Genomic DNA, 18,652 nt, shown 5'->3' on the forward strand with positions numbered 1-18,652 from the left:
CTGTTAGAGCGACGTGCGTCCAAGTGGACGCACAAAGTACGCTCTAACACTTTGAACCTACGCATCGTGCTTTCCGAAAATCGATTCCGATTTTCGGGCCGATGCGCTAGCGGCCGAACAGGTTCCGGTCGCTGCCTTGCGGGGCGGACTTCTGTACGTCGCCCGACGAATTGAGCAGCTTGTAGACCGGCGAGCCGGTGTTGCGTACCGAAGACGTCTGCGTGTTGTCGACGTTGACGGTCGCCTGCTTGTTGATGTCGGTCCCGCCAACATTGTCGTTGTTGGCAAAGGCGCTGCCGGCAGCAAGCAAAAGCGCGGCGGCGGTAAGAACGATCTTCTTCATTTCAGTGCTCCTGGATTTTCGTATCCCATCAGCGCGGCAGGCAAATGCCGCCGCTGCTGTTGGAACTGGCTGTTAGTTGTTGCCGAAGAGGTTACGGTCGCTGCCGTGGACGGGTTTCTCGTCGGACGGAACCGGATTCTGCGCCGAAGCGGAATTCTGAACCGAAGCCGTGTACGAGCTGTCGGCCGCAGCGGCCGGCTGGTTGGCGCCGTTCGATCCATAGTTGTCGCTACCGGCAAAAGCGCTGCCGGAGATGGCCAGAATGGCGGCGGTGGCAAGAACAATCTTCTTCATTTCCAATACTCCTGAATTTCTAAAGATCCCCAGCGGCGGACCTGCCGCCGCTCCGTCTTCTTGTTTGACCATGATCTTTTCCGAAAACCGGTTTCCACTTTTCGGGATCATGGTCTGGGATCAGCTGTTAATTGTTGCCGAAAAGGTTGCGGTCGGCGCCCTGGACGGCGGGCTTTTCAGCGTGAGCCGGCTTCTGACTGGAAGCAGTGTACGAGCTGTCGACCGCAGCGGTCGGCTGGTTGGCGCCGTTGGACCCATAATGGTCGCTGCCGGCAAAGGCGCTGCCGGTGATGGCCAGAACGGCGACGGCAGTAAGAGCAATCTTTTTCATTTTTGGTACTCCAGTATCTTAGTTTTCCGTCCGGCTAGCGGCGTGTCTTGGAAGGAATTCGCGTCGTTCGGACAGCCCCGATGTGGGAAGGCCATCCCGCAGATTCCAATCACGAAGTTGTTCCGTGTGGACCAAGAATCTACACCTTGAAATTGTACCAGACGCTTCTACAGGCGCTGCTTTATCTTTTATTTTCAAAGGTTTATGCCAAAGTCGCCATTTGACGATTTGACGGATTGGCGGACCTGCGTTCACAGCGTCATGCACGCATTGTCAACAGAAACGAACCGTTCGGTTCGATTTTAGAAGCGGCTAATAGTCACTTTTGGAAACTGTTAGCCTTCTTTGCCTCCGCCGCGGGTCGGAATTCGATGTCACGGCGGCCGACAATGGTGGCCGAAAAAATGGGTTTCAGCCCTGCAATTACCAACCTGCACGTTTCGCGGGCCGTGTCGCGCCGCATGGATACGATGTCGCTTTCATGCCGACAGTCAGCTGGCCGTCATGATTAGATGACGCCATCTCAGGTGCCGCTTGGTGACGACGAAGCGGAGAATTGGGAAGCCGGTCAAATCCCGGCGCTGCCCCCGCAACGGTGGTGGAGTTCAAGTCGCAACGGGAGACCACTGGGCCACAAGCCTGGGAAGGTGTCGCGACTGTCCGCAAGGACACTCCAGAGCCCGGAAACCAGCCCGAGGTGTCTAGACTCGACTGATCGCGGTGGGCGGTCAAGAGGTGGATGATGCATGTCTGGCCTGTCGCCGGCGTGCAAGCGATCCTTCCTCAATCACCACCAGTTCAGTCTTTGGAGCGACATGCGTCCATCTGGACGCATAAAGTACGCTCCAAGACTTTGAATTGCGCATCGTGCTTTCCGAATCGATTCCGATTTCGGGCCGATGCGACGGCTATGAGGACAGGACATGGATTCGCGCAACGACATGCTGAGGCTCTTGCACGGCCGCAGGCAAGGCTATTCGCTCGAGCAGCCCTTCTACACCGATCCCGATTTCTTCAAGCTCGACATGGAGCTGATCTGGTATCGCGATTGGCTGTTCATCGGCCACGATTGCGAGTTGCCGAAGCCGGGCAGCTACATCACCGCCCAGATCGGCGATTATCCGGTCGTGCTGGTCCGCGACCAGCAAGGCAAGATCAATGCCTTCCACAATTCCTGCCGGCATCGCGGCAGCCGCGTCTGCAACGCCGACAAGGGCACGGCGGCAAAGCTCGTCTGCCCCTATCACCAGTGGACCTATGAGCTGGACGGCCGGCTTTTGTTCGCTCGCCAGATGGCGGATGGCTTCGACAAGAGCCAGTTCGGCCTCAAGCCGGTGGCTTGCGAAAGTGTCGGCGGCTACATTTTCATCTGCCTGGCCAAGGAGCCGGCGGATTTCGCGCCGATGCGCGCCATGATCGAGCCTTACCTCCTGCCGCACCGACTGCGCGAGGCAAAGGTCGCCTTCGAATCGACCATCGTCGAGAAGGGCAACTGGAAGCTCGTCTGGGAAAACAACCGCGAGTGCTACCATTGCGCCGGCAACCATCCGGAACTGTGCAAGACATTCCCGGAAGCACCGACCGTTACCGGCGTGCAGGGCGCCGACAGCGATCCTGAGATGCTGGCGCACTGGGCCAAATGCGAGGCGGCGGGCCTGCCGAGCAAGTTCCGCATCGATCCGGCTGGGCAATATCGCGCCACCCGCGCACCGCTGCTGCGCGACGCCGTCAGCTATACGATGACGGGAAGGCGCGCGGTGAAGAAGAACCTTTCCGACAGCGTTTCGACCGACCGTGTCGGCTCGCTGCTGCTCTACCACTATCCGACGACCTGGAACCACATCCTCGGCGATCATGCCGTCACCTTCCGCGTGTTGCCGATCAGCGCCACGGAAACCGCCGTGACAACCAAATGGCTCGTCCATAAGGACGCGGTCGAAGGCGTCGATTACGACCTTGCCGAACTCACCCATGTATGGACCGAGACCAACGACCAGGACCGCCGCATCGTCGAGGAAAACGCCTTCGGCATCCTGTCGCCGGCCTATGAGCCCGGCCCTTATTCGGAACTGCATGAGGGCGGCGTCATCCAGTTCGTCGAATGGTACGCCTCCTTCATCGGACCGCGCCTTGCCGAGGACGGCCGGCCGGCGTTGCGCAGCGTCGCCTAGAGAAAGGTGAGAGGGATGAATGCGATGACGGACCTCGGGCTCTATCGCCATCTCGACGAAATGGCGCCCTGGAACGACCGGCTGCAGGTGCTGGAGGTGATCGGCGTCAGCGACGAGGCGCCCGACGTGAAGACCTTCACCTTCCGCTCCGACAACCAGACCTGGTTCCGCTATAAGCCGGGCCAATTCGTGACGCTGGAACTGCCGACCTCCGACGGCCCGCTGATGCGGACCTATACGCTGTCTTCCTCGCCGTCGCGGCCGTTCTCGATCGCGGTGACGGTGAAGGCGCAAGCCGGCAGTCTCGGCACGCGCTGGATGTTCGACAATCTGAAGCCCGGCGTTCACGTGAGGGCCTATGGTCCGACGGGTGACTTTTCGCTGCACAGCCATCCCGCGGCCAAGTATCTGTTCATTTCGGCCGGCTCCGGCGTGACGCCGATGATGTCAATGCTGCGCTGGCTGAACGACTGCGCGCCATGGACCGATGTCGGCTTCGTCAACTGCGCGCGAAAGCCCGAGGAGATCATCTTCCGCAAGGAGCTCGAACTGCTCGGCAGCCGCATGCCGGGTCTGACGCTTGGCTTCATGATCGAGGAACGGTCCAGCCGCGAGGGTTGGTTCGGCCATATGGGCCGGATCGACGCGATACGGCTGCCGCTGCTGGCGCCAGACTTCCGCGAGCGCGAAATCTTCTGCTGCGGCCCCGACCCGTTTATGCGTGCGGTGCGGCAGATGCTGGAGGCCACCGGCTTCGACATGGGCAACTATCATCAGGAGAGCTTTGCGGCCCCGATGGTGGAGGAAATACCGGCCCCGTTCGGTTCGCCGGCAGAGGGTGGGGTCGAAATACCTGCCGAAGCCGCAACGCCAATCCGCTTTTCGCTTTCGGATGTCGATGCCGACTGCGTTGCCGGCCAGACCGTGCTGCAGACGGCGCGCGCTTCGGGCGTGCGCATCCCGGCGGCCTGCGAGTTCGGCCTGTGCGGAACCTGCAAGGTGAAAAAGGTCTCGGGCACGGTCGAGATGAGCCACAATGGCGGCATCCTCGATCACGAGATCGACGACGGCTTCATCCTTGCCTGCTGTTCGAAGCCGCTGACGGCGATCGAGATCGAGGCATGACCGGCGGCCCTAAAGCGCGTCGCGTTTTGACCGGCCTTATGCGACGCGCTTTAGGTTGTTGCGCGACATGCATTAGACCCCGTAGCGCTCGGTGCGGATGAGGCTTGCCGGAACGCCGGCATCGATCAGCGCCTGGGCGGCGGCCGACACGAAGGCATTCGAGCCGCAGACAAAGGCGAACCTTGGTGGCGTGGGCAGCCGCACCATCGATTGCTCTATCATTGCAACGTCGATCCGCCGAGAATAGTCCGCCGGGCGCCGGGCCGGCTCGCGCGTCAGCGTCAGCACCAGATCGAAGCCGTCCCGGCGATCATGGAAATCGATCAGCTCGTCGCGAAAGATCACCTCGTCCCAGATCCGTGCGGAAAACACCAGCGTGGCAGGCACCGCCGATTTGCGTGCGGCGCGATGGCGGATCATCGCCATCAGCGGCACCACGCCCGACCCGCCGCCGACCAGCAGAAGCGGGCCGCCGTCACTGTCGGACCAGACAAAGTGTCCGCCGAGCGGTCCGCGCAGCTCGACCTCGTCGCCGACTGCCGCGACCTCGTGGAAGAATGGCGAGACCTCGCCATCATCGAGCCTTTCGATCGCCAGCTCGATCGTCTCGCCGGCTTCCGGCGCCGAGGCAATGGAGTAGGAACGGCGCGCCTGATAGCCATCCGGCGCCGTCAGCCTGACATCGACATGCTGCCCGGCACAATAGGCGAAGGGCCGTGACGGCCGGAGAAAAAAGCTGGTGACGCGCGGCGTGCGCTTTTCGATGCGGGTGATGGTGACCGTCTGCCAGGGCGATTGCGCCGCCGGGCCGTCGCTCATGGATCGCCCGTATAGCGCTGCTCGCGCCACGGGTCGCCATAGATATGATAGCCACGCAGTTCCCAGAAACCTGGCTCGTCGCGCTCGGTGAACTGCAGCCCGTTCAGCCATTTGGCCGACTTCCAGAAATAGAGATGCGGAACCAGCAGCCGCGCCGGGCCGCCATGGTCCGGCGTGATCGGCTTGCCTTCGTAAAGCAGCGCCACCATCGCCTTGCCGGCGGTGAGGTCCTTCGTCGGCACATTGGTGGTGTAGCCGTCGAAGGACAGCGCCAGCGTGAAGCCGGTCGGCGGCTCGATGCCGGCATCCGCCAGAATATCGTCGACCAGCACGCCTTGCCACGCCGTGTCGAACTTGGTCCATGCGGTGACGCAATGAATGTCGCGCGTCATCTTGGTCAAAGGCAGCGCGTTGAACTCCGTCCAATTCCACTTCTTGATCGGCCGCGGTCCGTGCTTGAGCGTGAACGACCACTCCTCGGTGCGCACACGCGGCGTCGGCCCGGCCGACAGCACCGGGAACCCTTGCTCGAGATACTGCCCCGGCGGGATGCGCGCAACCGCATCCGTCGGGGGCTTTCGTCCTGAAGAGAAGCCGCGGGTGACCATCGAGACAATCCATGCAGGTTGAAGCCAACCTGCGCTAGTCTTCTCGAAGATGCTCTGACGGGCAACCGAAATCTTGGCCGCGACCTCGCGCCAATGCGCTTCAGCCGGCGGCGAAGGGCACGGCGACGAAGATCTGCGCGTCGCCCCGTTCGACGAGCAGGAGCACGGACTTCTTGCCAGCCTTTCCGGCCTGCGCGATCGCCTGGTCCGCCTGCCTGGCGTCCCTCACCGGCGCCTGATTGACGGCGATGATGATGTCGCCCGGCTGGATCCCGGAAGCCGAGGCCGCCTTGTCAGGATTGACGCTCTCGACCAGCGCGCCGCGCTGGTTGGGCGCCAGGTTCATCGCCTGTCGGACATCCGGGGTGACGTCCATCAGGCCGAGGCCGATCGCAGGAGCACGAAGGCCTTGCTGTGCGGACGGTGTCTCTGGTCCGCCGCCGGCCGATGCCGTCTCCACATCGTCTCCATTGCGCCCGACATCGACGGAAATCTTCACATTCTGCCCTTTACGCCAGACACCCAGCGTTTCCGTCTCGCCGGGCGAGACATCGGCAACGGCACGCGACAGGTCCTTGGGATCCTTTATCTGCTGACCGGCGAAGCTGGTGACGACGTCGCCGGTCTCAATCCCGGCTTTTGCCGCCGGCGAGCCGTCGCTGACCTCGGAAACCAGCGCACCGCTGGGCTGACCGAGGCCGACGGCGCTCGCCACGTCGGGCGTCACCGGCTGAATCTGGACGCCGAGATAGCCATATTGGATGGAGCCGCCCTTCATCAGCTTGGCGACCACCTTTTGCGCCTGGTCCGACGGGATGGCGAAGCCGACGCCGACGCTGCCGCCATTCGGCGAAAAGATTGCCGTGTTGATGCCGACGACGTTGCCGCTCACATCCATCAGCGGACCGCCGGAATTGCCGTGGTTGATCGGTGCGTCGATCTGAATGAAGTCGTCAAACGGCCCGCTGTGCAGATCGCGGCCGCGCGCCGAGACGATGCCTGATGTAACCGTGGTGCCGAGGCCGAACGGATTGCCGAAAGCGAGCACCTGGTCGCCCGGCATGAGCTTGTCGGAATCGCCCCATTTGACGGTCGGCAAAGTCTTGTCGGATTTGATCTTGAGGACGGCGAGGTCGTTCTTGGCGTCGCGGCCGACCAGCTCGGCGGGAAGCTCGGTGCCGTCGTCGAGCGTCACCTTGATCGACGTGGCGCCATCGATGACGTGATTGTTGGTGACGATGGTGCCGTCAGCTGCGACAATGAAGCCGGAGCCGAGCGCCTCTGCGCGAGGCGCCTGCTGCTGCGGCGGGGTCCTGGGGCCGGGCAGCCCCTGGTCGCCGAAGAACTGGCGGAAATAGTCGTCGAAGGGTGAACCGTCGCCGAAGGGAGCAGCGTCGCTCATGGTCTCCGACTGTGCCTTCATGACGGTGGTGATCGTCACCACTGCCGGCTTGTCGGCCGCCACGATCGGGGCGAACGATCCATTGGGCACCGTCATGCCGGTGACGGGAGGGGTCACTGTTTCTGCCAGGGCGCCATTCAGCTTGGGGGCGAGCGGCAGGATGAAAGGGCTGACGATCAATGCGGCGCCCAGCAAGGCGGCGACGCGATGTCTGCGAAGAATGTGGATGGGTGACATGGCCGTTGTCCGGGCGAGAAATTGGTCGGGCACCGTGGCGTTCCGGCTGGGAAACCGCCCATTCGGCGTGTCGAGGGTCGCCTTGCCTGTCTCGCCTGGCAGGCAGCCGACCGATCGACAGCCCCCGCATCTAGGGCGGCGATCGTGGTTTCCAGATGATATTACGAAGATTTAATATAACGGCCTGGCACCGGCCTGCCGCGATGGCGCCGAAACCCGAAAACAAAAAACCCGCCTCAACGGCGGGTCGCTGGCGCAATCAGCACCGACCCGGCAAAAGAGCATGAACACCTCTGGCCCTGCTTCCGGCGTTGACGACTGGCGAAAGCCGTGGCGGCATCCAATCTCCCCCCTTGCGGAGGAGATCAGCAGCTTCGCCGACGGCGCCTGCCCGCATCTCTTCCCGTCCTGCCGGAGCCTCCTATGCGCCGATCCCGTCAGTCCGCCTGAGATAGCCGTTAGCGATCTCGCGCATCCGTTTGGCGTCGAAGCTCGGGCCGTGGCCGCCGTGGCCGACGCGTATCGGCAGGTCGAGCAGCCGCTGCATAGTTCGGCGATAGGCGACGCGATCGGAATCCGGCAGGTCGTCGATCAGCATGGCGTCGTAGATGGCGTCGCCGGCGAAGAACAGGCCGTCGGCCTCATCGAACAGCGCGATCGAATCAGGCGAATGGCCAGGCAGATGCAGCACGCGGAACCGCCTATCGCCGAGGTCGACCAGATCGCCCTCGTCAAGCGTCCGCGTCAGCGGCGCCGGTGGGATTTTGTAATCGGCTGCTTTCCAGCCGGGCGCCGGCAGCTTGGAGACGGCGCCGTCGAGATCGTGGAACATGTGGGCGTAGGTGACCGCCTCGTCCATGCTGTCGAAATGCGCGGCACTCATCCTCGGCCCTGCCCGCAACGGGAATTCGTGCAGCGAGCCGACATGGTCGAGATGGATATGGGTGGCGACGACGAGCAGCGGCTTGCCGTCAGGCGTGTCGATCTCAGGCGCCAGCGGCCGGATGCCCATGCCGGTGTCGACGAGCAGGTCGACGTCGCGGCCGCGCAGATGCCAGATATTGGCGCGCACGAAATCATGCACGAACGGCTCGGTCAGCATCGTCGTATGGGCGTCGACTTCCGTCTTGCTGAACCAGTCAAGCATCAGGAGATATCCGGCATCAGACGAACGGCTTCCCGACCTTGTATTTTTCGGGGACCAGGCGCTTCAGATAGGCCATGCCCGCATCGGAGAGCTGGTTGACATCCGGCAGCATGAAATCGTCGGGCATGTGGCGCGTCTTGCCGGCGACGTTTTTCAGCGGCACTTTCCTCAGCACGGTTTTCTTGCCGTCATATTGCAGCGCTACCGATCCGCCGCCCTCCTCCGCCACCTTGACGGCGAAAGCGCCGGCGTCGAAGGCTTCCTGCGCATCGACGGCGCTGATGGCGCCGACATAGCCGCGCGGCATGTAGCCGAGCGCATCGACGCGCGCCCGCTTGCCCGGCAATCCTTCGGCCAGCGCACGCTCGAGAGCGGCCGGCAGGTCGCTGCCCGACAGCTTGACGTTGCCATGCGCATCGCGCTCCAGTTTGTCCGGCGGCACCAGACTTTCGACTAGCGCCTTGCCGTCGGCGGTGCTGACGCCTTCGGAGACGGCGACGATACAGCGCTTATGGCGATCGAGCGTGGCGCGAACATCGTCGATGAAGGCCGCAGCCGAGAACGGGCGCTCCGGCACATAGACGAGATGCGGGCCGCTGTCGGGGTCAAGCTGCCATGCGGCAGCGGCGGCGGTGAGGAAACCGGCGTGCCGGCCCATGACGATGCCGACATAGATGCCGGGCAGGGCACGGAAATCGAGGTCGACCGAGAGAAAGGCGCCGGCGACAAACTCGGCCGCCGAAATGAAGCCGGGCGTGTGGTCGTTCTCCTCGAGATCGTTGTCGATGGTTTTCGGCGCATGGACGAAAGCCATCTTGCCGCCGGCGGCGTCGGTCAGGATCTGCTGCGTGCCCGACGTGTCGTTGCCGCCGATGTAGATGAAGGCGTCGGCGCCGGCCTTCTTCAGGCCGTTGAGGATGACCTCGCAATAGGCGGCATCCGGCTTGTCGCGGGTCGAGCCAAGGGCGGCGCTCGGCGTTGCCCCGATCAGCCGCAACCGGTCCTCGGCAATGGCGGAAAGATCGACATAGTTGCCGTCACGAATGCCCCGCACGCCATGGATGGAGCCTAAAACCTTGGCGCCGGGATGCCGCTTGCGGATCTCGAGCGCGGCGCCCACCATCGTCTGGTTGATGACGGCGGTCGGGCCGCCGCCTTGCGCGATCACAAAAGTTCCGGACATGCTTCACGTCTCCCGAGCAGTGGCTTTGCAGGCACATTCGCCTGTCTTGCGAGATCACGCAACGGGAGAGTCGAGCGGCCGCGCCAGCCGCTATGAAGTCAGACGACAACCGGGAGGGTCAGACGACGACGACCGGGTTCTTCCTGGAGACGCGGCTGTAGAGGTCGATGATGTCCTGGTTGATCAGGCGAACGCAGCCGGACGACATCGCCTGGCCGATGCTCCACCATTCGGGCGAGCCGTGGATGCGGTAGCCGGTGTCCTGGCCATTCTGATAGATGTAGAGGGCGCGCGCGCCGAGCGGATTTTCGAGGCCGCCGGGTTGTCCGCCTTGCCATTTCACCAGCTCCGGCTTGCGGGCAATCATCTCGGCCGGCGGCGTCCAGACCGGCCATTCCTTGCCGTACTGGATGTTGGCGCGGCCGGACCAGCGGAAGCCTTCCTTGCCGATGCCGACGCCGTAACGGATCGCGTCACCGCCGGGCTGCACCAGATAGAGCAGCCGCTCCTGCGAATGGACGACGATGGTGCCGGGCTGCTCGCCGGTCGGGTCGACGACGATCTGGCGGCGGAATTCCGGCTTGACCTTGAGGTAGGGCACTTCCGGCAGCGTGAAGCCGCCATCGGTGACGGAGGCATACATCACACCAGGGCCGGTGATGTTCTTGTCGACGCTGATGCTCGGGCGGATAGGGGTGATCGCGCCAGTGGTGACGCCGTCGAGCTGCAGCGATGGCAAATCGAGCGTCTGGCTGCAGCCGGCAACCCCGAGCAGCGCCAGCGCACCGGCGCCGGACAACACCGCGCGGCGGGAAAGCTGGTTTTCGGAAATTTCGATTTCGACGGCGTCGCCATTGTACGGCGGCGTCAGACCTTGCGGCAACTCACGCATGTACCCAAACCCTACGCTATCGGCGGGAAACACGGTCCGGCCGGATCGATGGTATTTTCACCAATCATGGTTGAAAAAGCGTGAAGACGTCTTGCCCTACCTTAACCTCTGGCCGAGCCCGTCGTGCCGTCTATTTCAATGCTGCCCCTTTACATCTTCGCGGGGTCGAGGATTTATCCTCTTCTTTGAGCTCAAGGAGACGAGCATGTCCTTCGAAAACTGGGCCGCCTTTGCCGCGGCCTCGACGATCCTTCTTGTCATTCCCGGCCCGACCATCCTTCTGGTCGTGTCCTATGCGCTCGGCCAGGGCTGGCGCACGGCGCTGCCGATGGCGGTCGGCGTGGCGTTTGGCGACCTCACGGCGATGACGCTGTCGATGCTGGGCATCGGCGCGCTGCTGGCGGCGTCGGCCACCGTGTTCACGGTGCTGAAGGTGATCGGCGCCGGCTATCTGATCTATCTCGGCGTAAAGCTGTTTCGCGCCGGTGGCACGCTCAGGGCCGAGCCGCGCCTGGATGCGGTGTCGTCGGCCAAGATGATGGCGCATGCCTGGCTGGTCACCGCGCTCAACCCGAAAAGCATCACCTTCTTCGTCGCCTTCTTGCCGCAGTTCCTCGACCGGCATGGCGGTTTCTGGACGCAGATGCTGATCTTCGAAACCACCTTCCTGGCGCTCGCCTTCGCCAATGCCTTCGGCTATGCGCTGATCGCCGCAAGGGCGCGCAACGTGGTGCGCAATCCCCGGGCGATCCGTATCTTCAACCGCACCGGCGGCACGCTGCTGGTCGGCGCCGGCATCGCCACGGTGGCGATGCGCTCGGGCAATTGAGGACATGACATGGCAGTCAGGGACGCATTCGGCCTGACTTTTTCGGGCGCGACCGAAGCCGGGTTCTCGCCCTACAGCCAAGCTGTCCGCGAACTGCAATGCTTCATCGGCGATCCGGTCGGCTCGGTCGACCGAGCCATCGCCGAGGATCCCGGCTTCGTCATGGCGCATGTGTTCAAGGGCTATCTCTTCGGCCTCGCCACCGAGCGCGAGGCGACTGCTGTGGCCAGGACATGCCACGAGGCGGCGCTGCCGCTTGCCGCGACGACGCGTGAGCAGGCGCACGTCGCAGCACTCGGCCATCTTGCAGCAGGACGCTGGCATGAAGCCGCCCGTCTGCTCGAGGATATCGCGATCGAGTTTCCGCTCGACGCGCTGGCGCTGCAGACCGGGCACCAGATCGATTTCTTCACCGGCAACGCCCGCATGCTGCGCGACCGCATCGGCCGCGCGCTGCCGTCGTGGCAGAACGGCATGCCCGGCTATCACGCCATACTCGGCATGCAGGCGTTCGGGCTGGAGGAAATGGGCGACTATGCGCGCGCCGAAAAGCTTGGCCGCGCAGCAGTCGACATCGAGCCGCGCGACGGCTGGGCGCAGCACGCCGTCGCCCATGTCATGGAGATGCAGAGCCGGCAAAAGGACGGCATCGCTTGGATGCGCGCCAACCCCGAAGCGTGGACGCAAGAGAGCTTCCTGCAAGTGCACAATTGGTGGCATCTGGCGCTGTTCCACTACGATCTCGGCGAGACCGACCAGGTGCTGGCGCTTTATGATGGGCCGATCTACGGCGAGCGCTCGACGCTGGCGCTCAATATGGTCGACGCCTCGGCGATCCTGTGGCGATTGCATCTCGGCGGCGTCGATATCGGCGATCGCTGGGCGGCGCTTGCCGCCAACTGGGCCAAGGCAAGCGCCGGCAACTATGCCTTCAACGATGCCCACGCGATGATGGCCTTCGTCGGCGCCGGCCAAGAAGCGCCGGTTCGCACCTTGCTCGAGGCGCAGCGCGAGGCCATGCACGGCAACGACGACAACGCCGCCTTCACCCGGGACGTCGGCCATCCCCTGACGCTCGCCGACAGTGCGCCTCATCCGGCCAATCCGGGCGATTGCCCACCGCTTCGGCGGCAGCCACGCGCAACGCGACGTCATCGACCTGACGCTGATCGAGGCGGCGCTGCGTTCCGGTGACCTAGCGTTGGCAAGGGCGCTTGCTGCGGAACGAGCGCTGGCGCGGCCGGACAGTCCGCTGTCGGCACTGTTCTCGCGGCGGGCGGCCGATTTGTCGGAGAATTGACCGGAGGCGGATCTTGTCTTAAAAACTGCCAAGTCAGATTTTTTCGAGATCCGAAAAAATTAATGGCATTGGGAGGACACCATGTATCTCGGCCTCGATCTGGGCACGTCGGGCGTCAAGGCGCTTTTGATCGATGCCGGGCAGACCGTCATCGGCTCCGGCCATGCTTCACTCGACGTGTCGCGGCCGCATCCCGGTTGGTCGGAGCAAAATCCCGCCGACTGGATCCGCGCCTGCGAGGAAGCGATCGCCGAGCTCAAGGCATCGCATCCAGGGCAGCTCGCCGCCGTGAAGGGCATAGGCCTGTCCGGCCAAATGCATGGCGCCACCTTGCTCGACGCCGGCGACCAGGTGCTGCGTCCCTGCATCCTGTGGAACGATACGCGCAGCCATGCCGAGGCGGCCAAGCTCGACGCCGATCCGCGCTTTCGCAAGCTCACCGGCAACATCGTCTTCCCCGGTTTCACCGCGCCAAAGCTGGTCTGGGTGAAAAACAACGAGCCTGATATTTTCGCCAAGGTGGCAAAGGTCCTGCTGCCGAAGGATTTCCTGCGGCTCTGGCTTTCCGGCGAACACATTTCGGAAATGTCTGACTCGGCCGGCACATCCTGGCTCGATGTCGGCAAGCGAGGCTGGTCTTCCGACCTGCTCACTGCCACGTCGCTTGATGAGAAGCAGATGCCGTCGCTGGTCGAAGGCACTGAGAAGGCTGGCGCCTTGCGCAGCGAATTGGCCTCGAAATGGGGGATGCAGGCCGGCATCCCGATCGCCGGCGGCGCGGGCGACAATGCGGCCTCGGCCTGCGGCATGGGCACGGTCGCAGCCGGCCAGGCCTTCGTCTCGCTTGGCACGTCAGGCGTGCTGTTCGCCGCCAACGCGTCCTATCTGCCAAACCCGGAAAGCGCGGTGCACACGTTCTGCCATGCGCTGCCCGGCACCTGGCACCAGATGGGTGTCATCCTGTCGGCAACCGATTCGCTCAACTGGCTGTCGGAGATATCAGGGAAAGGGCCCGGCGAGCTGACCGCCGAACTCGGCGATGCGCTGAAGGCGCCGACCGGCGTGTCCTTCCTGCCCTATCTCTCCGGCGAGCGCACGCCCCACAATGACTCGGCCATTCGCGGCTCGTTTACCGGGCTCGCGCATGAAACCAGCCGTACCGTGTTGACCCAGGCCGTGCTGGAGGGCGTGGCTTTCGCCTTCCGGGACAGTCTCGAAGCCCTGGCCAAGGCCGGCACGACGCTGACGCGGGTGACGGCGATCGGCGGCGGCTCGCGCTCGCGCTACTGGCTGAAGGCCATCGCCACCGCGCTCGGCCTGCCCGTCGACGTTCCCGCCGACGGCGATTTCGGCGCTGCCTTCGGTGCAGCCCGGCTCGGCATGATCGCGGCGACAGGCGCCGATCCGCTCAGAGTGTGCACGGCGCCGGCCACCGATGCCACCATCGAGCCGGTCGCCGCGCTAAGCAACGCCTATGCGGATGCCTATCAGCGCTACCGGGCGCTTTATCCGGCGATCAGGGCTGTAACCGCGTGAGCGAGGGTTTACCCCCCTCTGGCCTGCCGGCCATCTCCCCCTCAAGGGGGGAGATCGGCAGCGTCGACGGCTATGCCAGTCTTGCGAGATCGGTGATTGGCGAAAGCAGAAAAGACAGCCCATCTCCCCCCTTGAGGGGGAGATGGCCGGCAGGCCCGAGGGGGGTGCTTGGCGCCCGCCTTACCCAGAAGTCTTCACTGCGCCGGAACCTTGTCGAGAAAGCCGGTGACGCTTTTCAAGCGGCCATTCTCGATGACGCCGATGTCGGTGCCTTCGATGACAGAATCAGTGCCTTCCGGCCCGAGATTCCACGAGAAGCGGATCGTGTCGCCAAACCCGTCCGGCTTGCCCTTCAACGAAAACCGGAAGCCGGCAAAACGCTGCTGGACGCCATCGATCAGAGCGGCGACGCCGTCATGGCCGTCGCCCTGCATGATCGGGTCGCGGTAGCTGACGTCCTCGGTGAAGGTTGCCTTGAGCAAGGCTTGCCGGCGAGCCGCATCGCTCTCGTTCCAGGCGGTGATGTAGTTTTCGGCGATCGTGTTGAGGTCGGTCATGGTCTGTCTCCGTTGTTGAGTGGCTTTGACACGACCCTTTTCACCCAGCGCCAGCGCGAAACCAATTACGCCTGAGGTAATCAGGACAGAACCATGCGAGAGGACAGACAAACATGACCAGCGGCTTTTTCGGCGACATCATGACGATCAAATACGAAGGACCGGATTCTACCAATCCGCTAGCCTACCGCTTCTACAACCCAGACGAGGTGGTCGCCGGCAAGCGGCTGGAGGACCATCTGCGCTTTGCCGTCGCTTACTGGCATTCGTTCGCCTGGCCGGGCGGCGATCCGTTCGGCGGACAGACGTTCGAGCGGCCATGGTTTGCCAAGGCCGGCGGCACCGACACGATGGAGTTGGCCAAACTCAAGGCCGACGTCGCCTTCGAGATGTTTTCGCTGCTGGGTGCGCCTTACTTCTGCTTCCACGATGCCGATGTGCGGCCGGAAGGAAAAGACTTTTCTGAAAGTGCCGCGCGGCTCGACGAGATCGCCGATTACTTTGCGACGAAGATGAAGCAGACCGGCGTCAAGCTGCTTTGGGGAACAGCGAACCTGTTCTCCAATCGCCGCTTCATGTCGGGGGCGGCCACCAATCCCGATCCGGATGTGTTTGCCTACGCGGCAGCGACGGTGAAAAGCTGCATTGACGTCACCAAGCGTCTGAAAGGCGAGAACTACGTGCTGTGGGGCGGCCGCGAGGGCTATGAGACCCTGCTCAACACCGATCTTGCCCGCGAGCAGGAACAGGCTGGCCGCTTCCTCAACCTGGTCGTCGACTACAAGCACAGGATTGGCTTCAAGGGCACCATCCTGATCGAGCCGAAGCCGCAGGAGCCCACAAAACACCAGTACGACTATGACGTCGCCACGGTCTACGGCTTCCTGAAACGCTTCGGACTTGAGAAGGAGGTCAAGCTCAACATCGAACAGGGCCATGCGATCCTGGCCGGCCATTCCTTCGAGCATGAACTGGCGCTGGCCAATGCGCTCGGCATCTTCGGCTCGATCGACATGAACCGCAACGACTACCAGTCGGGCTGGGACACCGACCAGTTCCCCAACAATGTGCCGGAGATGGCGCTGGCCTATTATCATGTCCTGCAGGCCGGCGGCTTCAAGACCGGCGGCACCAATTTCGACGCCAAGCTGAGGCGTCAGTCGCTCGATCCGCAGGATCTTTTGATCGCGCATATTGGCGGCATGGATTGCTGCGCACGCGGCCTCAAGGCCGCCGCGCGCATGGTCGAGGACAAGGCGCTGTCGGGACCACTGGCCGAACGCTATGCCGGCTGGAACTCCGCCGAGGCCAAGGCAATGCTTTCGGGCAAGCGCACGCTGGAGGAAATTGCCGAGCGCGTCGTCAAGAAAAAGATCGAGCCGCAGCCCAGATCCGGCCGCCAGGAACTGCTCGAAAATATCGTCAATCGTTATGTCTGAAGTGCCGTACCGGCGGGTTTCCTGACTGATCCGCCGGCCGAAACAGCATTGCAGCGAGGGCAGAACCGACGACAAGGTTTTGCCTCGCACCGCCCCTCAATCGCCTCGCTCTTGCCTTCAAACAGCCGTCACGAACCTCCTATAGTGTGGCTCGTGGCGGGAACAGAAAGAAGGAGGCGAAACGATATGCAGCACGAACGCGAAATCGACGCCCTGCTCTCATCTGGCGAGGCCGGATCGATCATCGACCGGCTGATGGCGCTGCCGCATCCGAAGCATGGTGCGCGCAGTGCAAACGAATGGGATCGCGCGGTCGCCAGCCGCTTCGAGACCCACCTTGCGAGACAGATGCGCTCGCAGATCGACGGCAACAGCGACCGCCAGGACGCTGCCTAATCCCCCATTATCTCTGACGCAGCCTGACCGGCGCTTCGCCGAAAGCTCTTGAAAACGCCCTGGAAAATGCCGCGGCGGACGAGAATCCTGTCCGCCCGGCAATATCGGCCATGGCCACGCGCGTGTCGACCACCAGCCGGCGCGCGGCACCCAGCCGCAGCCTGAGATAATAGGCGCCCGGCGTTTCGCCGATCGATTTGCGAAAAATGCTTTCCAAGGTTCGCGCAGTCACCCCGGCGCGCTTTGCCACCGCGGCAATGGTCAAAGGCTGGTCGACATGGGTTTCCATCAGCCGGATGGCTTGCGCCAGCCGCGGATCGTAGCCGTCGAGGCGGCCGAGCGAGACCAGCGGCTGCGCATCGGTCGCCGCCCGCGCCTGGTCGTAGATGAAGACACTTGCCACATCGAGCGCGACGGCCATGCCGAGCCGCGTGCGAATCAGATGCAGCATCAGATCGAAGGTCGGCGAGGCGCCGCCGGAGGTGAAGACCGGCCCGTCGATGACGTAGCGGTCCGGGCGTACATCGATGCCGGGAAAAGCCGACGAGAAATCCTCCATGTCCTCCCAGTGGGTGGTGGCGCTGCGCCCTTCCAGCAAGCCCGCGCGGGCAACCAGCCACGTACCGGCCTCGACACCGCCGCAGGCGCGCGCGGCGCGCGCCGCACGGCGCAGGCCGGAAAGCAGAGCTGATGTGGCATAGTTCTGCGTGCCGAAGCCGGCGACCACAACAAGCATATCGGTTGTGTCCGCTGCATCGAAGCGGCCGCTGACCGCAACCGGCAGGCCGCATGTTGTGAGCGGCGCTTCGCCGGTCACCGAAACCAGCCTGAAATCGAACAGCGTCTCGCCGGCAATACGGTTGGCGGCGCGCAGCGGATCGACGGCCGATGCAACGCACATGATCGACGAGCCGGAAAACACCAGCAACGTCACCTTGAGCGGCGCGCGCTCAGCGCGAAAGATCGACGGCTTTTCGCTTTTTATCATATGGCCTTCGTAAAACGCAAAACAGTTTCCGGCAAGTCAGGCATTGTTGCCATCTGCTCGATTGGGCCCATGTTTGATTGGGCCATGTTTGATCGGAACCGTCTGTGCTGATTGGGAGAAAAGTCCATGCCGCTTGCGATGAACCGTGAGGTTTTCATTACCTGTGCCGTGACCGGGTCCGGCAGCTCGCAGGACCGCAGCCCGCATGTGCCGCGTTCGCCCAAGCAGATCGCCGATTCGGCCATCGATGCGGCAAAGGCGGGTGCGGCGATCGTGCACTGCCATGTGCGTGATCCCGAAACCGGCAAGCCTAGGCGTGACGTGCATCTCTACCGCGAAGTGACCGAGCGCATCCGCGCGGCAGACGTCGACGTGGTGCTGAACCTGACCGCCGGAATGGGCGGCGACATGGTGTTCGGCTCGCCGGAAAACCCGCTGCCGCTGAACGAAAAAGCCACCGATATGGGCGGCGCCACCAACCGCGTGGAACACGTGCGCCAGTGCCTGCCGGAAATCTGCACGCTCGACTGCGGCACCATGAATTTCGCCGAGGCCGACTACGTGATGACCAACACGCCCGGCATGCTGCGCACCATGGGCGGCATGATGACGGCGCTCGGCGTCAAGCCGGAGATCGAGGCCTTCGACACCGGCCATCTGTGGTTTGCCAAGCAATTGGTCGAGGAAAAGGTGCTGGATCCGGATGCTCTCGTGCAATTGTGCATGGGCGTGCCATGGGGCGCGCCGGATGATCTCAACACCTTCATGGCCATGGTCAACAACGTGCCGTCGAGCTGGACCTGGTCGGCCTTTTCCATCGGCCGCAACCAGATGGCCTATGCCGCCGCCGCGGTGCTGGCCGGCGGCAATGTCCGCGTCGGGCTCGAGGACAATCTCTGGCTCGACAAGGGCGTGCTGGCCACCAACGCGCAGCTGGTCGAGCGGGCGGTCAGCATCGTGTCGAACATGGGCGCGAGGGTCATCGGCCCGGATGAAGTGCGCAAGAAGCTCAACCTGACGAAGCGCGCGCCGCTTTGAAGGGAATCGGTAGGGAG

At 63.4% G+C, this 18,652-nt stretch carries 18 protein-coding genes, 1 pseudogene and 1 riboswitch; of the genes and pseudogenes, 8 read left to right on the forward strand and 11 right to left on the reverse strand.

Annotated elements, in window-relative coordinates:
• Positions 1-106 precede the first annotated feature (106 nt).
• The 3 genes from EOC94_RS13625 to EOC94_RS13635 form a co-directional block, all read right to left on the reverse strand.
• On the reverse strand, positions 107-343 hold the full coding sequence (locus EOC94_RS13625) for a DUF680 domain-containing protein (protein WP_127291077.1): 237 nt from the start codon (positions 341-343) through the stop codon (positions 107-109).
• A gap of 72 nt (positions 344-415) precedes the next feature.
• Positions 416-637: a DUF680 domain-containing protein gene (locus EOC94_RS13630; protein ID WP_127206645.1), complete on the reverse strand. Its 222-nt coding sequence runs from the start codon at positions 635-637 to the stop codon at positions 416-418.
• Between the two features lie 127 nt (positions 638-764).
• Positions 765-968: a DUF680 domain-containing protein gene (locus tag EOC94_RS13635; RefSeq protein WP_127291079.1), complete on the reverse strand. Its 204-nt coding sequence runs from the start codon at positions 966-968 to the stop codon at positions 765-767.
• 508 nt (positions 969-1,476) lie between these two features.
• Positions 1,477-1,679, forward strand: a riboswitch (cobalamin riboswitch).
• Positions 1,680-1,891: 212 nt separating this feature from the next.
• On the opposite strand from EOC94_RS13635, the gene EOC94_RS13640 reads away from it, so the two are divergent.
• The gene (locus EOC94_RS13640; protein WP_126103957.1) at positions 1,892-3,139 is read left to right on the forward strand and encodes an aromatic ring-hydroxylating dioxygenase subunit alpha; all 1,248 of its coding nucleotides are present in this window, start codon (positions 1,892-1,894) and stop codon (positions 3,137-3,139) included.
• A 24-nt stretch (positions 3,140-3,163) separates the two neighbouring features.
• Positions 3,164-4,264, forward strand: a complete 1,101-nt coding sequence (locus EOC94_RS13645) for a hybrid-cluster NAD(P)-dependent oxidoreductase (protein ID WP_126107274.1) — start codon at positions 3,164-3,166, stop codon at positions 4,262-4,264.
• Positions 4,265-4,336: 72 nt separating this feature from the next.
• Here the strand turns inward: EOC94_RS13645 and EOC94_RS13650 are convergent, their stop codons facing one another.
• The 6 genes from EOC94_RS13650 to EOC94_RS13675 form a co-directional block, all read right to left on the reverse strand.
• Positions 4,337-5,083 carry an FAD-binding oxidoreductase gene (locus tag EOC94_RS13650; RefSeq protein WP_127291081.1) on the reverse strand — a complete coding sequence of 249 codons (747 nt, stop codon included), beginning with the start codon at positions 5,081-5,083 and terminating at the stop codon, positions 4,337-4,339.
• On the reverse strand, positions 5,080-5,691 hold the full coding sequence (locus EOC94_RS13655; RefSeq protein ID WP_127291083.1) for a molybdopterin-dependent oxidoreductase: 612 nt from the start codon (positions 5,689-5,691) through the stop codon (positions 5,080-5,082). The genes EOC94_RS13650 and EOC94_RS13655 overlap by 4 nt, the downstream gene beginning before the upstream one ends.
• A 100-nt stretch (positions 5,692-5,791) precedes the next feature.
• The gene (locus EOC94_RS13660; protein ID WP_127291085.1) at positions 5,792-7,330 is read right to left on the reverse strand and encodes a DegQ family serine endoprotease; all 1,539 of its coding nucleotides are present in this window, start codon (positions 7,328-7,330) and stop codon (positions 5,792-5,794) included.
• A 421-nt stretch (positions 7,331-7,751) separates the two neighbouring features.
• Positions 7,752-8,477 carry an MBL fold metallo-hydrolase gene (locus tag EOC94_RS13665; RefSeq protein ID WP_127291087.1) on the reverse strand — a complete coding sequence of 242 codons (726 nt, stop codon included), beginning with the start codon at positions 8,475-8,477 and terminating at the stop codon, positions 7,752-7,754.
• A gap of 16 nt (positions 8,478-8,493) precedes the next feature.
• The gene (locus EOC94_RS13670) at positions 8,494-9,660 is read right to left on the reverse strand and encodes a diphosphate--fructose-6-phosphate 1-phosphotransferase (protein WP_127291089.1); all 1,167 of its coding nucleotides are present in this window, start codon (positions 9,658-9,660) and stop codon (positions 8,494-8,496) included.
• Positions 9,661-9,778: 118 nt separating this feature from the next.
• Positions 9,779-10,552: a L,D-transpeptidase gene (locus EOC94_RS13675; protein WP_127291091.1), complete on the reverse strand. Its 774-nt coding sequence runs from the start codon at positions 10,550-10,552 to the stop codon at positions 9,779-9,781.
• A gap of 205 nt (positions 10,553-10,757) precedes the next feature.
• On the opposite strand from EOC94_RS13675, the gene EOC94_RS13680 reads away from it, so the two are divergent.
• From EOC94_RS13680 to xylB, 3 genes and pseudogenes are all read left to right on the forward strand, one after another.
• Positions 10,758-11,381: a LysE family translocator gene (locus EOC94_RS13680; RefSeq protein WP_127291093.1), complete on the forward strand. Its 624-nt coding sequence runs from the start codon at positions 10,758-10,760 to the stop codon at positions 11,379-11,381.
• Positions 11,382-11,390: 9 nt separating this feature from the next.
• A pseudogene (locus EOC94_RS13685) lies at positions 11,391-12,681 on the forward strand (tetratricopeptide repeat protein).
• An 81-nt stretch (positions 12,682-12,762) separates the two neighbouring features.
• The gene (gene xylB / locus EOC94_RS13690) at positions 12,763-14,217 is read left to right on the forward strand and encodes a xylulokinase (protein ID WP_127291095.1); all 1,455 of its coding nucleotides are present in this window, start codon (positions 12,763-12,765) and stop codon (positions 14,215-14,217) included.
• 194 nt (positions 14,218-14,411) lie between these two features.
• On the opposite strand, the gene EOC94_RS13700 is transcribed toward xylB, so the two are convergent.
• Positions 14,412-14,774: a nuclear transport factor 2 family protein gene (locus EOC94_RS13700; protein WP_095484430.1), complete on the reverse strand. Its 363-nt coding sequence runs from the start codon at positions 14,772-14,774 to the stop codon at positions 14,412-14,414.
• Positions 14,775-14,887: 113 nt separating this feature from the next.
• On the opposite strand from EOC94_RS13700, the gene xylA reads away from it, so the two are divergent.
• Both xylA and EOC94_RS13710 read left to right on the forward strand, forming a co-directional pair.
• Complete coding sequence (gene xylA / locus EOC94_RS13705) at positions 14,888-16,213, forward strand: xylose isomerase (RefSeq protein ID WP_127291097.1); 1,326 nt, start codon at positions 14,888-14,890, stop codon at positions 16,211-16,213.
• Between the two features lie 186 nt (positions 16,214-16,399).
• Positions 16,400-16,609 (forward strand): hypothetical protein, encoded by a 210-nt coding sequence (locus tag EOC94_RS13710; protein WP_095484432.1) that lies wholly within the window; start codon positions 16,400-16,402, stop codon positions 16,607-16,609.
• A 7-nt stretch (positions 16,610-16,616) separates the two neighbouring features.
• On the opposite strand, the gene EOC94_RS13715 is transcribed toward EOC94_RS13710, so the two are convergent.
• Positions 16,617-17,597 (reverse strand): GlxA family transcriptional regulator, encoded by a 981-nt coding sequence (locus tag EOC94_RS13715; RefSeq protein ID WP_127291099.1) that lies wholly within the window; start codon positions 17,595-17,597, stop codon positions 16,617-16,619.
• Between the two features lie 126 nt (positions 17,598-17,723).
• On the opposite strand from EOC94_RS13715, the gene EOC94_RS13720 reads away from it, so the two are divergent.
• On the forward strand, positions 17,724-18,635 hold the full coding sequence (locus EOC94_RS13720) for a 3-keto-5-aminohexanoate cleavage protein (RefSeq protein WP_127204868.1): 912 nt from the start codon (positions 17,724-17,726) through the stop codon (positions 18,633-18,635).
• Positions 18,636-18,652: the final 17 nt, after the last annotated feature.

Origin of the sequence: Mesorhizobium sp. M6A.T.Ce.TU.016.01.1.1 (assembly GCF_003997065.1) — a bacterium.
In the GTDB taxonomy this organism is placed as follows: Bacteria; Pseudomonadota; Alphaproteobacteria; order Rhizobiales; family Rhizobiaceae; genus Mesorhizobium; species Mesorhizobium mediterraneum.